Below are 14,597 nucleotides of genomic sequence, written 5' to 3'. Positions count from 1 at the left end.
AAAGGCCCCTAATACTAGGGGCCTTTCTTCATTACTCTTTACTCTTTTCCTTCTCTTCCACCACTTGCACTACAGGTTTTTCACTCACTACCTGCTGGACTGCACCTTTTCCAGCAAAACCTTCTAATAACTCTTTTAAGTCAATGCCCGAGGATGCCTTTAATGTTTCTTGCATCGTTGCCATTAAATCAGTCGCATACCCTGCAACCTTTCCAGCACCGCTATTTTTTCCACCGCCGCCTGTATCAACGACAGTAATTTTATCAATATTACTAAGTGGGCTTGCAAGTTCTTTTGCATAGCTTGGTAGCATTTTAAGAACCATATCCATAATTGCTGCTTGCCCGTACAATTCAAATGCTTCTGCAATTTTTTGTTTTGCTTCTGCTTCTGCTAAACCTTTTAATCTGATAACATCCGCTTCCGCTGTACCTTGTGCTTTTTGAACTTCTGCTTTTGCTTGCCCTTGTGCTTTTTCAATTTCAGCTTTTGCTAAACCTTCTACACGTACTTCTTCTGCACGGGCTTTTGCTTCTGCTTCAATTTTATATTGATCTGCATCGGCTTTTTTCATTTGTCTCACTTTTTCTGCTTCCGCTGATTGCTCAACTGCATAGCGATCTGCATCAGCTTTTTTCTTCACTTCTGCGTCATATTGTTTTTCACGGCGTGCAATTTCTTTTTCTTCTAATTCAATTTGCTTTTCACGTTCAATAATTTTAACGCGCATTTGTTCTTCTGTAACACCTTGTTGCGCTTTTGCTTGTTGTAATTCATAAGAAAGATCTGCATCGGCACGGGCTTGTTCTTGCTCTCTTTTATATGCTTGCACTTTTAATTCTTTGTGCTTTTCAGCTTCAGCAATTTGTGCATCACGTTGATACTCAGCTGCTTTTGCTTCTTTCTCTGCACGTGCTTTTTCAATACGTGCCTCTTTTTCACGCTCCGCATTCGCAATTGTTGCATCACGCTTAACCGTTGCAATTTGTGGTTGACCAAGTGCATCTAAATAACCATTTTTGTCCATGATTTCTTTAATGGTAAAGGAAACGATACGAAGGCCCATTTTTTTCAAATCAGTCGAAGCCACTTCATGTACCTTTTGTGCAAATTGCTCTCTATTACTATAAGCATCTTCTACCGTCATTGAAGATAAAATAGCACGTAAATGGCCTTCTAATACTTCTTTTGCTTCCACTTTTAGTTCTTCCGTTTCTTTTCCTAGGTACTGCTCTGCTGCTGTAGATACTTCCTCAATTGTCGAACCTACTTTAATAATGGAAACACCGTTTACTGTAACTGGTACCCCTTGCTTCGTATACGTATCACGTGTTCCAACTTCTAACTTATAGTTTAATAAACTAAGAGGTTCTCCTCTTTGCATAATTGGAACAACAAAAGTACCACCACCGCGAATAATTTTAATTTTCTTTCCGTCATCTGTTGTAACAACGTTCTTCCCGCCACCGAGCCAGTTTCCCGTTACAATCAACGCTTCATCTGGACCAACTGTGCGGTATTTTGTAATAAATACCAAAATAAGTAAAAGTAAGATCGCGAGTAATACACCACCGATAATTAATGGAATCATTCAAATTCCCCCTTATAGTTTTGGTTTTTTTAAAGAATAAGCGATGTTTTGTACAAGCAAAACACCATCTTGAACTTCCTCAATAATGACTTGTGTGCCTTGCACAATATCTTTCTTTCCAATCGTCTTAGCTGGTATAGCATTATTTCCAAATTGCGAAGAAACCAATACTTCTCCAAAGCCTTCCTTTGGGATTGTAATAATTACTTCTCCCTTGCAACCAACAAACTCATCCATACGTTGCACTGTATTTTGCTCAGCTTCTGCAATCGGTTTTAAAATCAATATCTTCATCAGAAACACGCCAATAAAAGATATGCCGAAAGAAAAACTAAAAATAACAACACTATTCCATGTAAATAAATATTCCCCTATATAACTAAAACCACAGAGCATGGCGAAGAAACTAAGTAGTACCGTGACAATAGATGTAGATCCACCTCCGAAGCTAAATATTGATTCAAATATATCACCAAAAAAGATATAAATAACGGTAAGCACGGTAGCAATAATAAATCCATATAAATAAATTGTTTCAAGTGGATAACCCAACAATGTCATACCTTATCCCCCTTTTTCTCAATACTCCCTTCTTATATGTATGCCTCACCTCTTTCAAGAATTATATTTCATAATTTTCAGTTATTTAAACTTTAAAGAAAAACCTGTATGACAGGCTTCCTAAAAAAGAACAGGAGGAACCTATAGTGACAGGCTCCTCCTAGAAAATAACTGTTATATTGTATATCTATATAATATACTATTTCCCACAAAAAGTAAAGTTATATATACATCGGAAATGGATTTATTTTACTAATAATGAATATGCTCCATTTCCATTATCAAATTTATATACATATAAATAATACTTTCCTGGTTTCGCTTCGTATTGTCCTTTTATAACATTTCCATCAGCTTGACCATAAGCAACATAATTTTGCATATCTGATTCGTGATGAAGTACCCAGGTCATCCCAATTTGCTGTTCATTTATAACCGAAATATTTAGTTCTTTTGGTGATGTAACCTCGAACGTGTAAATGTCTGTCTGATTAGGGACAACAAGCTTTCCTTTTACAATTGTATTAAAGGAAATTTTCTTCCCTTCTTCAGATCTTATATCTGTCTGTGTATCTTGTTTTACAGTGACTAATGTTTGTTCTTTATTTTCTCTTCCTTTATCATCTTTTACTGTTAGCGTTGCCGTATAAGTTCCTTCCTTCTCATATGCATGGATAGGGTTAGGTTCCGTACTTGTTTTTCTATCTCCAAAATCCCATAAGTAAGAGACTATTTTTCCATCCTCACCTTTTGAACCATCACTCTTGAACTGAATTGCTGTATTTACAGTTCCATTATATGGGCCATTTATATTTACATTCGGTACTTGATTCTCTCCCTCATCCGTTGCAATACCATGTAACACAATATCATATTGGAACTGATTTTCCGCATTCACACGATGATTAACAAAATACGCTGTAACTGTTTTGTAGCCGCTCCATTCTTTTTGTGATAGCTGTTTCAACACTTGATTCATTTGCTTACTCATCATTTTCCAATCTTCAGATTCACCTTTTGATGCACCACCTGTGTACGTGCCTTCTATTGTAAATGTGTTAAAGAATTGAGATTTATGTTTTGTAATTTTTGCATTTTTTACATTCGTAACATCTACAATTTCTTTTTTCACTTCAGCTAACGCCTTTGGTGCGTGTTTTACTAAATAATCATCCGATACTTGTGGTACATTATATTTCTCTTGATTATCAATCAATTGTTGCATATATGCTTGGTATTCTTTATTTAACTTCGAATCCTTACTTAAAGTTTCACGATATACATCATAATTCTTTACATCATTTGCTCGGATTAAATCTTGAATCTTATCGAAAGTCTCAAATTGATGATTATATAAATAGGACTGTAATGCAAAAGAATAATTATAGAAATCCCATGATCCATATTTCGCAAACAACGTTCGCTCCGCTGTATAACGACTCGCAGGATCAGATGACAACCCGCTAATTATACTTTTCCGTGGAACAACATTATTAGTGCGCGTAGATCCTGCAAAAAATTCTGCATTTCCTTCTTGGAACCAAGTTAATCTCTCATTTTGATACATGTCCCCTCTTCCAAATAAACCAGGAACTTCGTATCTTCCTTGTAGGTAATGAGTAAACTCATGACGGAATAACTCTTCTAAACTATAAATACTTTGTTCCGGCGTGCGCTCATATGTAAAGAAAGTGCCTTTCTCTTCGATATAAATCCCGCCATTATTTGTTTCATATCCATATAATTGTCTATTTAACTGATATTCATCTGGATTATTATAAATCACTATTGTCAATACATCATCCGCATTTCCTTGTTCTAGTGCTTTATCATTTCCAATTACACGATGGTATTGTGCTTTTACTTCCTTGGCAGCCCAATATAATCTCTTAACTTTCTCTTCTGTTACTTTATCTCCTGTTTTAAATACAATAGATCCATCATCAAATTTATACGTTTTCGGTAAATACTGCTGTTTACCTTCTTCACGTACTTTCTCTAAATCAATTGTATTCCCACTAGAGTCTTTCCCACCATAATTTGTTGTAATTTGCTCTACTGCTCCAAAATAAGCTTCACTTAAACGAGGGTACATATGCATTGCTTGTGTAATAACTTCCAACCCTTTATTTGGATTACTATGAAATTTCCCTAAACGTCCTGCATAATAAATACCGTTATTAATTAACCAACTATTTTCAGTTGTTACATTTCGTATGAGTGCGATTCTACTAACCTCATTTATAAAGTTATCAATCTTTCCAAACCACATTGTTGCATTAGGTTCTTTACGCGTATCATACAAATAAGACTGCATGTCATAATCAATCCCTTGCATGAGATCATATACAGCTTGTCCCTTCATACGATCACTTACATATGTAGAGAAATTATCATTATACTGTTTTAAAATATTTGCCGCATACTGCACTGTTTCAGCATCACTAGAAGCATTACTAATTAATTTTCCATACGCAGATACTACTTTATCTTGTTCAGCTGTACCAAGTTTAAAATTCGGATTTTTTGCAATTGCTTTTAATGCTGGTAAGCATTTATCCTGAAAACTTCTCTCATTTAAATAACTTAACTCTTTATTATAAAATCCAACATAAAAAGCTGAACGTAATACTTCAACAAACGTTTCAATACCTTTTGTATCCTCTTTTGTAAATGTACTTCCACGATGACCTAATTCATCAATAATAATCTGCATTCGCTCTTTATTTTGATAAAACACTTTCGTTTCTTGATTAAATTGGAACAAATCTGTAATTTGATCCCAGCGAATATTAGCTAACGTATCAATTAATTCATCATTACTCATTCTATTAAGCTCTGTCATAGAATAATTTTGCTGTAATTGTTTTGTTTCTGCTCGTTTCATAATTGGAGCTGGCCGCTGTGAAAAATCTCCTACTTTTAAACGTTTTTCAAGAGATAGTGTTTCATCTTCTTTTGTAGCATGTACAATTTCATCTTTTGAAGTTTCTATCCCGATTGGTTTCATCTGCAACACATTATTTGGTTCTTTTTCTGCTGCGAAAGCTTCTGATTGCAATCCTCCCAGCGATAACGCTATTGTACTGATACCAAGAATTAGTGGATTAAACTTTATATTCTTTTTCATGGTAAATCCTCCTAGTTATATATTCCAAACAAGAAAATACCATATTATCTTTATAAAATAATATAAAATGCAATATTTCATATTATTTCTAAATATACTTTGAACATATAATGAACTACTCCTTGAATAAGAATAGAATAAATTCCGAAAAATTCTTTTTATTTTTATAACCGACTTGATTTATAGGAATTATGTGCTATTACAAAGGAAATAAATTGAATTCTTTTACACAAATTACCTTTTATTAAATCTTTTTTTCTTTATATCCAGATGAAAGGAGGTTATATGTATGGAACTAGACATTGGCTTCATGAAAGAACAGATTCCTCTTTTTATCGATAGTGCCATTTTAACCTTAAAAATTGCTGGTATTGCTATTATTATTTCATTATTTATCGCCAGTATAAATGGTTTAATCTTGTTCTTTCGTATTCGGATACTACATAAATTTGTGCGAGCTTATGTAGAGATAGCGCGTAATACACCGCTTCTTATCCAATTGTTTTTCTTATATTTTGGATTACCATCACTTGGGATTAAACTATCTAATTTCTCTATTGCTCTATTAGCAATGTGCTTCTTAGGCGGTGGATATATGACAGAGGTCATTCGTTCTGGTCTCGAGTCTATTTCAAAAAATCAAGTAGAGTCAGGATATGCAATTGGGCTAAATAAATGGCAGCTATTTCGATTTGTTGTTTTACCGCAGGCGACCACTATTTCAGCACCAGCTTTATTTGCCAACGTTATCTTTTTATTAAAAGAAACATCTATTGTTTCTGCTATCGCTGTTCCTGAATTACTATATACAACAACAAATTTAATATCCATTTATTACAAAACATCTGAGATGCTTATTATGTTAACGGCGTCCTATATTTTTCTCTTTGTGCCGCTATCATTTCTACTATCTTGGATAGAAAGGAGAGCACAACATGGACAGTTCGGGCATTGATTTATTAATACAATCCCTTCCCCAATTGCTAAAAGGATTACAACAAACATTACTAATTGCATTATATACAATTGGGATTAGCACTGCTGGAGGAATTATATTCGGAATTTTCCGTACTTCAAGAGTCCGTATAATTCGCTTCATTACAAGAACTTATATTGAATTATTTCGTTCTATCCCGATCTTAGTTTGGTTATTTCTCTTTTTCTTTGGTCTACCGCTTGCTCTTGGAATAGATATTCCAAGTACTCTCGCAGCAGTCATCGCATTATCATTATGGGGGATTACAGAAATTGGAGAAATTGTAAGGGGTGCCTTGCAGTCTTTACCGAAAGGACAGGTAGAAGCCGGTAAATCCATTGGTATGAATAAAAGGAAACTATATAGATACGTACTTCTTCCACAAGCAGTACGGCGGATGATTCCAGCTACAATGAATATCTTTATCCGTATTATTCAAACAACATCCTTAACCGTTTTAATTGGGGTGACAGAAGTAATCAAAGCTGGGCAACAAATTGTAGAACGAACTGGTGAAGTATTCCTCATCTATGGTTGTTTGTTTGTCTTTTATTTTCTTCTTTGCTATCCATTATCCATGTGGTCTCGAAAACTAGAAACAAAATGGATATAGATTAAATACTAAAGTTTGAGAGGAGAACAAAATATGACAACTCCATTGCTAGAAAGTGGCTATTATTTATTGTTATTGGATTACTTTCAGTTCTGTTAGTAGCTTGTGGTTCTAGTGATAAAAAAAACGAAAAAACATCCTCAAAGGAAAGCGGAAAAATCGAGCAAATAAAAGCTCGTGGTGAACTAGTAGTTGCTGTCTTTACTGATAAGCCACCATTTGGTTATATCGATAAAGACGGAAAAAATATTGGTTTCGAAATTGATATGGCAAAACGATTTGCTAAAGATTTATTAGGTGATGAATCTAAAGTTAAATTTGTTCCAGTTGAAGCAGCCAGTCGTATTCCCTATTTACAATCTGATAAAGTTGATTTCGTTTTAGCTAATATGACTGCAACAGAGGATCGAAAAAAAGTAGTCGATTTTACAAATCCTCATTTAAAGGTCGCTGTTCAAGTACTTGTTAAAGACGGCAGTCCTATTCAATCTGTTAAAGAGTTAGAAGGTAAGAAAGTTATCGTGACAAAAGGAACAACTGCAGATATTTATTTAACAAAAAACATGAAGAATGTAGAATTAATTAAATTTGATAAAAATACAGAAGCATTGCAAGCCCTAAAAGACGGTCGCGCTGATGCATACGCACAAGATAACTTAGTTCTTCTTTCTTGGGCAAACAAAAATCCTGGTTTCCACTTACTAAAAGACAAACTAGGTGGCGAAGAACAGATTGCAATTGCAGTGAAAAAAGGAAATAAAGAAATATATGATTGGGTAAATAAAGAACTTGAAACATTAGGAAAAGAAAACTATCTTCATAAACTATATGAGACACATTTAAAAGATGAGTTTGGTCCACAAGTAAAACCTGAATCCGTTATTACAGAAGGCGGGAAAGTAAACTAAAGAGCCTGATGAAATTTAAATTTCATCAGGCTCTTTTTTATCATCAACAACCTATAAAGTGAAACTTTAATCAGTCGAGATTTTCTTCATCCCCCACTGATTATTAACCCTCACCAATCAGGCTTTTACGGGCAATTGATTCCCCACCTAACTTCTTTGCATTCGCTGAATTTTGATTTAGGAGTCTTACTGCCCACGATTAGCAGGATACATACTTATTGTATAGTACTCTAAACAAGACTTTTCTTTAAAACCTGTCTTTTTATAGGTTTTGTTCTAATACAATTCCTTCTTATTCTTTACACATAATAAAAAAACCCCTTAAAAAAGGGGTCATGCCATTTTCTCACCTGATTCTTCTCTAAAAAAGCTTTTCATTGCATGAAATACATCAGCCTTTTGTTTTAAAATGTAATATCTAAAGTTCTCATCTTTAATATTTTTATATGCTGACATAAGCGTACTGTGGCGATTATACTGGTTTAGTTGGCGGGGATGTACTCAAATATAAAAAAGGCACACTAATCCAATAATTCTAGCTCATATCCTCTATCAGCATTTAACGCTGTTATTGCATTTAATGTAGGTTCAAAACATTTTATAAAAGATCTTTCACCTGGTCGAAAAGCATTTTCTACTAAACCATTCAATTTCTCTTCAGCTTCCTCTAATAACTTTATAACTTCTTGAATACGTTGACTCACTGGTTTTTTATTAACCTGCTCCCATTGCTGTTTCATAAGAGTTAAATAATGCCTAAAAGCTTCTCTCTCCCCCCATTTAATATGTGTAGGATTAGATGACTCTAATAACTCCTTAGTATAGGGACTTAATGGTCCGAAGTTCCCCTTTAATCCCCTTTGATAAGCTAATGCTAACGCTGGAATACGGTATTCTGACAATGTTTGCCCATCATAATACCAGGTAGCTCTCTGTGGTTTTTTATCTTCTAATGGAACATCAAATGTTTCTGGATTAAATTTACGAACATTACGAAAGTTTCCAGTTGCTAATCCAGAAACTCCTACACCAGCAAAAATTAATGCTTGCTGATTGGCATAGCCTACCAATACCTTTTTGCCAGCAAGTTTAAGACTTAATAATCCATCTAATAAATTATAAATGTATATCTCATCATTTACTAAATATGATGGGGTATTTAAAACAATGTACACTCCATCAACAGGATATTGAATTACCTCATTAACAATTCGATCAAATACTTGCTTTTGTCCAATAACATCTGGTCCCAAGGCCAGTGTAGTATATACAAGTTCATCTAAATTCATGGATGCTGCTGTATTAACAATAGAATATTGCATCTCTAACCATTCTTCATTAACTGCATTAGTATAGCGACCAGGTAAAATAACTTCATCCACTTCCAGTTCTTCAACTTGATAACGTATTATACCTGAACATAGTTCTCTAGATCCAGATTGTAAAAAACTCACTGTTTCAAAACTGATTCCATTCCAATAAGGATAATTCAATATATTTTCTCTCTCCGTACGAGGTTGATAAAATTGTGGGTCAAATAATACAGCTGCATTTCTCTTATGTAATTCCTTGGCATGTTTTTCAATTTGTTCCCTTTTGCAATTTCTAGGTGATAAAATTATCCCTACTTCTGAATTCTTTTCTACAAATTCCCTATTTAATGCAAGCATGCCATGTCCTTGTTGTAGATAAAAGCGATTCATTAATAACATACCTCCTTAAGTTTCTCTAAAACAATGTACGGATTCGGAGGCCTTCTATGACAAGGTTTATTTAAACACCAGTTTAATATTTTCATAATGTCACTAGGGCATTCAGGAATAGTAGGAGGGACATAACCTAAAGTCTTTCTGATAATTTCCTCACCAGTTGTACAACCAGCAATAAATGGATTAGTTCCGCTAATCATTTCATACATAACAACTGCCCAAGAAAATAAATCCGTTCGAAAAGAAATGCTTCTTTTTTCATTCTTAATTTGTTCAGGTGCTCCATATCCTGGACTAAATGGACCAAAAATGGCTAAATCTTGTGTTAAACTTTGCATAGATAAGTGACGAGCTATCCCAAAATCCAGTAAAACCACTCTTGAATTCGGTCCTATTATTATATTTTCAGGCTTAATATCTCTATGAACCATGTCCTTTTCAAAAACTTCAATAAGTGCTTGTAATAATTGTGCGCCTATTCCTATAGCTTCGTTCAAGCTTAATTTTCCACTTCTCAATACGGTTCTAAGATCCTGTCCTTCCAAGAATTCTTCTACCACAAAAACAAATTCTCTTGAACCAATTGTTCTTTTTCCTATATCAAAAATTTCAGGAAAAAACTCTGATTTAAATTGAGCTACAGCATTTACCTCACGAGTAATTCGTTCTATATCTTGATCAGGATGAATAATTTTTAAGGCTATTACATCCCCATTACTCGTTTCAGCCTTATATACTGTTTTTTGTCCACCTTTCCCTAGCTCTTTTTCTAATTGTAAGTCCGGAAATGCTTTGCTTAAATTCTCTAAAGTTACATTATCCACTTTTAGTTTTCCCCCCACAATTTTTCATTGATTGTCCATAACAAAGGTGAATTTATTAGCCTTTTCTTTGATGGTTTTACTTTGATAGACAAAATTCTCTCTGGACTTAAAAAACTAAGTCCTATTCCCCGTTTTTCACATTCACAAATAATACTATATGTAAGGCCTGTATCCTTATAAGGCAACAGTATATATGATTCATTAGTAAACCATAGGTTCCTTTCAGCTTGATCTATAGCCACTTTCCATTGATTTAACTTAGCTTCAAACACCAGTAATCTCTTCACAGCCAATATTTCATGACGAGGACGTGCCTTTATTAAGTTCCCACTGATTTCTATAAGCTCCCTATCATACAACTCACTAATATTTTTAAACACTGTTGTTCTTTTTAGATTTAATGCTTTTACTATTTTTTCAATAGACACCCATCTTCTCTCAGCTAAATAAGCCATAAGATATGATGCATCAACAGAAAGTGCCTCTTTGAATTTTTGCTTTCTTTTCTTTATAACATCTAAATCATATTCTATAACCAAAATATCGGGTATACCATATCCCGTACGAACTTCCCTTAGTACATGACTTGGTCCTTTAACAAATTTATTAGCAGAATTCACAAATGCTTGTACAAGTTCTGCTTCAGTATGCCAATCCATACTTATACCTCCATTTATATCACAATTGTATAATATTAACATTGATGTATCAACTTTCAAAAAATATGGTATTCACTTAATAAATAAACCGGGGAGACATTATAATAACATCTCTAATTACCGAGAAAAAAAATACGCAAAAGTGTTATCCTTGCTAAATTACCGAAAGTGTTTATTTGCTCAAATTGCTGTCCATAATAATAAACAAAGACAAACCCTTTATCCTAAAGATACGTGCTCTTTCTCAAGAGCATCAGACTCGGTAATTAGGAGGGAGTGGTATACCACTCCCCCCTAACCACCGAGTAAAAGAAATTTTTCTATCCACAGTTCAACCTAAAAACCGATATCACAAACAGTAAAAAAACAGCCATCAATCTCGATAGCTGTTTTACAAAATCAAGCTGATTTGATTTTTTACATCACGCTTTGAAAAATCCGTTCGTAACTGTAATGAAATATCATATTCGTTACGTTTTTTATTTTCTTTAATGGATACAGATTGAATGAGAGGTAATAAAAATCGTCTTTTATCCATATCGCATATTTCTTGAAGCTTGACATCATCTTGAAATACTTCATTCAAAGTATGTAACCATGTTTCTTTACTTTTCTCGACTTTTTCTTTGAGAGTGATTTGCTGTTTAAAGTCATTGATTTGCTGTGTGACACCATCTAGCTTTCGCTGTACATCCAAACGATAAATCGCTAAGGACTTCAAAAAACGTTTATCATCATTATTTTTCATACGCTGTTTGAGTTCTTCTGTAATATTGTGAAGTTTGATGGTGTAGTTTTCATAGAGGCACTGATGCTTTTGAATATTGTTATTCAGTTCTTGTATCTCATGCTGAATTTTTTGTTCTATAGCATGATACACATTATGAAATCCACTTATTTTTACATCAGTAAGTGTTTGATTCACTACTCTATCATGAAGGAGGTCTGCCTCTATTCTTAATTTGCAGTTGGAGCAGAAATAAATTTTCCCTCCATATTTTTTATTTGTAGAACTGACTGTCTGTTGATTTTTTGCTTTCATGAGTTCCTGACACTTTTCACAAGAAAGCAGTCCTTGCAGCAGAAAACTTGTTTTGTAATGCTTAGGCACCATGTTGCCACTACGTTTTTCTGAATATATACACCAACATGATTCCCATGTAGTTCGCGAAATGATTGGTTTCACATAGTGGTTCGGTGCTTCAATCCAAATATCCCTTGCATTTAATTTTCCATCTGTTTGTCGTCGCCATGATAGTAAACCACAATAAAAAGGATTGAGTATAATCGCCTTTACATTCTCTTTCCCCCAATCTTTTCCGCGGCGGGAACCATTAGGAAATGTATTAGCAATATACTGAAACCCGTGACCATTTAAATACAAGTTGAAGATTTCCTTTACATAACAAAGCTCGTCGGGGTGTTCAATAAACTGCCCATTATTTTTATCGTATGTGTAACCAAACGGTGGTTTACCACCAAGCCATTTTCCTTGTTTCGCTTTGTTTTCTAATCCTGATTGTGTTCTTGCAATAATGGTGTCAACTTCATATTTAGTAAAACCATCTTCCATAAGTTGCACAATCAAGTCAGTATCAGTATTGTACACACTTTCGGTTGAACTAATAATGATGGGAATATCTAGTGTCTTCATGACAATACGTATCGTTTGATGCTCAAGAGGATCTCTGGCCAAGCGATCACTTTTATAAACAATGACAAAATCAAATTCTTTTCTTTTTGCCGCTTCAAACATATTTTCAAGTTCTTTCCTACTTGTAATTTTATTTTTACGAGCGGAAACAGCCTTATCAAGAAAAGAATGAGTATGAATACAATCATATTTGCGAATCACTTCCATAACGGAATTCAATTGCATATCCATATCTTGTTTATCCGTAGAATGACGGCCATAAAAAGCAGCCTTCATATTTGGTTGTAATATATGAGAAAGCTTCATGATGTTAACACCTCTTGAGTACGTAAGAATGGGTGTTTAAAAACAATTTCGCAGTTCTTTCCGTCAGTTTTAACTTGTTGTATTAAATCTTGAAAAAAGGAACCTAACTGTCGATTCTCCTTTATCTCGTCATAGGACAACGACATAGCGGATTGATAATTACTTATCTTTTCACGTAATTGCTTTACATCACTTAATTCCTGTGTTACCTGTTCTTTTTGTTTTTTATATTTTGCCAGCTCATCATACAGCGCCATAATTTCGACTTCTTTCTGATCCTTATAAGGCGCATCAGTTTCGTGATACCACGTATCTACTTTTGTAATTAACTTTTCATTCATAAGCTGGATTTTCTCTTCAATGGTTTGTATTTTCTGTTTTATTTGTTTTTTAGCATTTTGTTCATATCGATCGAATAGTTCATGAAAATGGGAAGTAAGTAAGCTATCAAAATATTCCTTACAACGTTCGAAGATTAATGGTTCAATTGTACTCTTCAGAACATAAACCGCAGAATGATTTAAACATTTATACTTTAAATTTTCTTTTTTTCTAGCCTTTACTTTTTGTAATGATTCATTACATTTCGAACAAATTAGTAAGTCTTTCAATGGAAATAACACTTGTTCAAATACATAATCTTGATGAGTCTTTTTGGGAGATAAAATGGTGACAATACTACATGCTTTTTCCCATGTATTTTTATCAATAATGGACAGTCTTTCATATTTACTAGTAACATCTTCACCAAAAATATTCATAGTACGCAATCCAATATATGTCGGGTTTAATGCAATTTTTCTTATATCGGACGAAGTCCAAGACTTACCGTTTTCCTTCAAGCCTAATACACTACAAAGCTCTTTCAAGGATTCATATTTTCCGGATACAAGTTCTTGATAAATCCTTTTAACAATTTGTACTTGTTTATCAACCAATTCAATCTCTTTCGTTTCTTTATTCCATTTGAAACCATACGGAAGATGTCCTGGGTTTTTTCCACTTTGGAAATTTGACTTTAATGTTTGTTTTAAGCGTTCAATAATTTGTTCGCCTTCACGTTGAGCCATACCCGCCATAATTAATTCAAGATATTCACCAATTGGTGTGTAGTACACTGGCGGCTCATTCGGTGCAGTTAAAATAACATTTATTTTCTTGTTTCTTAGTATTTGATAAATTTCATAATACTCCATCACATTTCGAGCTAGTCGATCTCGCTTAAATAAGAATAAGGTTCCGACATCATTATTGTTGATATCTTGTAGTAATTTTTGTAGGGCTGGACGCTTTTTTAAACTGACTTTTCGGGCTGATACCGCTTCATCAATATATTCTTCATCGATAATCAATGCCATATCAATGGAGCGAGTAAGAACTGAATTTTGTTGCATTTCGATTGAGTTTTCCTGTGAATCAATTGAACTTCTATAATATGCAACTGTCTTCAATTCAGGACCTCCTCTCGTGATGTTCTATTTACACTGTATGTATCAAAAATAGTGGCTAGTCCTTTTTAATTACTTTGACTAACTCTTTTTCAACAATCTTGACATATGCTTCAAACCACTTTTGAGCTGATTCTGGATCATGAACATAACTTACTGATGTAATTGTAATTTTCTTTTGTTTCTTCATTCTATTGATTCCTTTCAATAAATCCTTG

Annotated in this window: 12 protein-coding genes and 1 pseudogene; 3 read left to right on the top strand and 10 right to left on the bottom strand. The window is 33.9% G+C overall.

Features of this window, described 5'->3' with window-relative positions; genetic code table 11:
• Window positions 1-31 precede the first annotated feature (31 nt).
• From AZF08_RS08765 to colA, 3 genes are all read right to left on the bottom strand, one after another.
• Window positions 32-1,591: a flotillin family protein gene (locus tag AZF08_RS08765; protein WP_033675730.1), complete on the bottom strand. Its 1,560-nt coding sequence runs from the start codon at window positions 1,589-1,591 to the stop codon at window positions 32-34.
• A gap of 12 nt (window positions 1,592-1,603) precedes the next feature.
• The gene (locus AZF08_RS08760; protein WP_033675731.1) at window positions 1,604-2,152 is read right to left on the bottom strand and encodes an NfeD family protein; all 549 of its coding nucleotides are present in this window, start codon (window positions 2,150-2,152) and stop codon (window positions 1,604-1,606) included.
• Between the two features lie 244 nt (window positions 2,153-2,396).
• Window positions 2,397-5,282, bottom strand: a complete 2,886-nt coding sequence (gene colA, locus AZF08_RS08755; RefSeq protein WP_033675732.1) for a collagenase ColA — start codon at window positions 5,280-5,282, stop codon at window positions 2,397-2,399.
• A 289-nt stretch (window positions 5,283-5,571) separates the two neighbouring features.
• Here colA and AZF08_RS08750 point away from each other — a divergent pair, with 289 nt between their 5' ends.
• The 3 genes from AZF08_RS08750 to AZF08_RS08740 are packed head-to-tail and all read left to right on the top strand — an operon-like array spanning window position 5,572 to window position 7,779.
• On the top strand, window positions 5,572-6,237 hold the full coding sequence (locus AZF08_RS08750; protein WP_033675733.1) for an amino acid ABC transporter permease: 666 nt from the start codon (window positions 5,572-5,574) through the stop codon (window positions 6,235-6,237).
• Window positions 6,218-6,871 carry an amino acid ABC transporter permease gene (locus tag AZF08_RS08745; protein ID WP_033675734.1) on the top strand — a complete coding sequence of 218 codons (654 nt, stop codon included), beginning with the start codon at window positions 6,218-6,220 and terminating at the stop codon, window positions 6,869-6,871. Before AZF08_RS08750 ends, AZF08_RS08745 begins: the two co-directional genes overlap by 20 nt.
• A gap of 44 nt (window positions 6,872-6,915) precedes the next feature.
• Window positions 6,916-7,779, top strand: a complete 864-nt coding sequence (locus tag AZF08_RS08740; protein ID WP_033675736.1) for a transporter substrate-binding domain-containing protein — start codon at window positions 6,916-6,918, stop codon at window positions 7,777-7,779.
• Window positions 7,780-8,112: 333 nt separating this feature from the next.
• Here AZF08_RS08740 and AZF08_RS29750 read toward each other — a convergent pair.
• The 7 genes and pseudogenes from AZF08_RS29750 to AZF08_RS31735 all read right to left on the bottom strand — a co-directional run.
• Window positions 8,113-8,268: pseudogene (locus tag AZF08_RS29750) on the bottom strand (sporulation protein YhbH); the annotation flags it as partial.
• A gap of 32 nt (window positions 8,269-8,300) precedes the next feature.
• Window positions 8,301-9,482, bottom strand: coding sequence for a hypothetical protein (locus AZF08_RS08735; protein WP_033675737.1), 1,182 nt, complete (start codon window positions 9,480-9,482; stop codon window positions 8,301-8,303).
• Window positions 9,482-10,312, bottom strand: coding sequence for a serine/threonine protein kinase (locus tag AZF08_RS08730; protein ID WP_153019502.1), 831 nt, complete (start codon window positions 10,310-10,312; stop codon window positions 9,482-9,484). The genes AZF08_RS08735 and AZF08_RS08730 overlap by 1 nt, the downstream gene beginning before the upstream one ends.
• A 2-nt stretch (window positions 10,313-10,314) precedes the next feature.
• Window positions 10,315-10,971 carry a hypothetical protein gene (locus AZF08_RS08725; protein ID WP_033675740.1) on the bottom strand — a complete coding sequence of 219 codons (657 nt, stop codon included), beginning with the start codon at window positions 10,969-10,971 and terminating at the stop codon, window positions 10,315-10,317.
• A gap of 391 nt (window positions 10,972-11,362) precedes the next feature.
• Entirely contained in the window at window positions 11,363-12,931 is a 1,569-nt protein-coding gene (locus tag AZF08_RS08720; RefSeq protein ID WP_033675742.1) for a recombinase family protein, read from the bottom strand.
• Window positions 12,928-14,382: a recombinase family protein gene (locus AZF08_RS08715; protein ID WP_033675743.1), complete on the bottom strand. Its 1,455-nt coding sequence runs from the start codon at window positions 14,380-14,382 to the stop codon at window positions 12,928-12,930. The genes AZF08_RS08720 and AZF08_RS08715 overlap by 4 nt, the downstream gene beginning before the upstream one ends.
• A gap of 55 nt (window positions 14,383-14,437) precedes the next feature.
• Complete coding sequence (locus tag AZF08_RS31735; RefSeq protein WP_265182914.1) at window positions 14,438-14,569, bottom strand: hypothetical protein; 132 nt, start codon at window positions 14,567-14,569, stop codon at window positions 14,438-14,440.
• Window positions 14,570-14,597 lie beyond the last annotated feature (28 nt).

Source organism: Bacillus gaemokensis, assembly GCF_001590835.1.
GTDB lineage: Bacteria > Bacillota > Bacilli > Bacillales > Bacillaceae_G > Bacillus_A > Bacillus_A gaemokensis.
The sequence above is the reverse complement of the archived record's forward strand: the minus strand, read 5'-3'. Positions and strand labels throughout refer to the sequence as shown.

Excerpts from the sequence above, each read along its gene's own strand:
- AZF08_RS08765 (WP_033675730.1), bottom strand. The coding sequence starts at position 1,591 with ATGATTCCATTAATTATCGGTGGTGTATTACTCGCGATCTTACTTTTA.
- AZF08_RS08760 (WP_033675731.1), bottom strand. The coding sequence starts at position 2,152 with ATGACATTGTTGGGTTATCCACTTGAAACAATTTATTTATATGGATTT.
- colA (WP_033675732.1), bottom strand. The coding sequence starts at position 5,282 with ATGAAAAAGAATATAAAGTTTAATCCACTAATTCTTGGTATCAGTACA.
- AZF08_RS08750 (WP_033675733.1), top strand. The coding sequence starts at position 5,572 with ATGGAACTAGACATTGGCTTCATGAAAGAACAGATTCCTCTTTTTATC.
- AZF08_RS08745 (WP_033675734.1), top strand. The coding sequence starts at position 6,218 with ATGGACAGTTCGGGCATTGATTTATTAATACAATCCCTTCCCCAATTG.
- AZF08_RS08735 (WP_033675737.1), bottom strand. The coding sequence starts at position 9,482 with ATGAATCGCTTTTATCTACAACAAGGACATGGCATGCTTGCATTAAAT.
- AZF08_RS08725 (WP_033675740.1), bottom strand. The coding sequence starts at position 10,971 with ATGGATTGGCATACTGAAGCAGAACTTGTACAAGCATTTGTGAATTCT.
- AZF08_RS08720 (WP_033675742.1), bottom strand. The coding sequence starts at position 12,931 with ATGAAGCTTTCTCATATATTACAACCAAATATGAAGGCTGCTTTTTAT.
- AZF08_RS31735 (WP_265182914.1), bottom strand. The coding sequence starts at position 14,569 with ATGAAGAAACAAAAGAAAATTACAATTACATCAGTAAGTTATGTTCAT.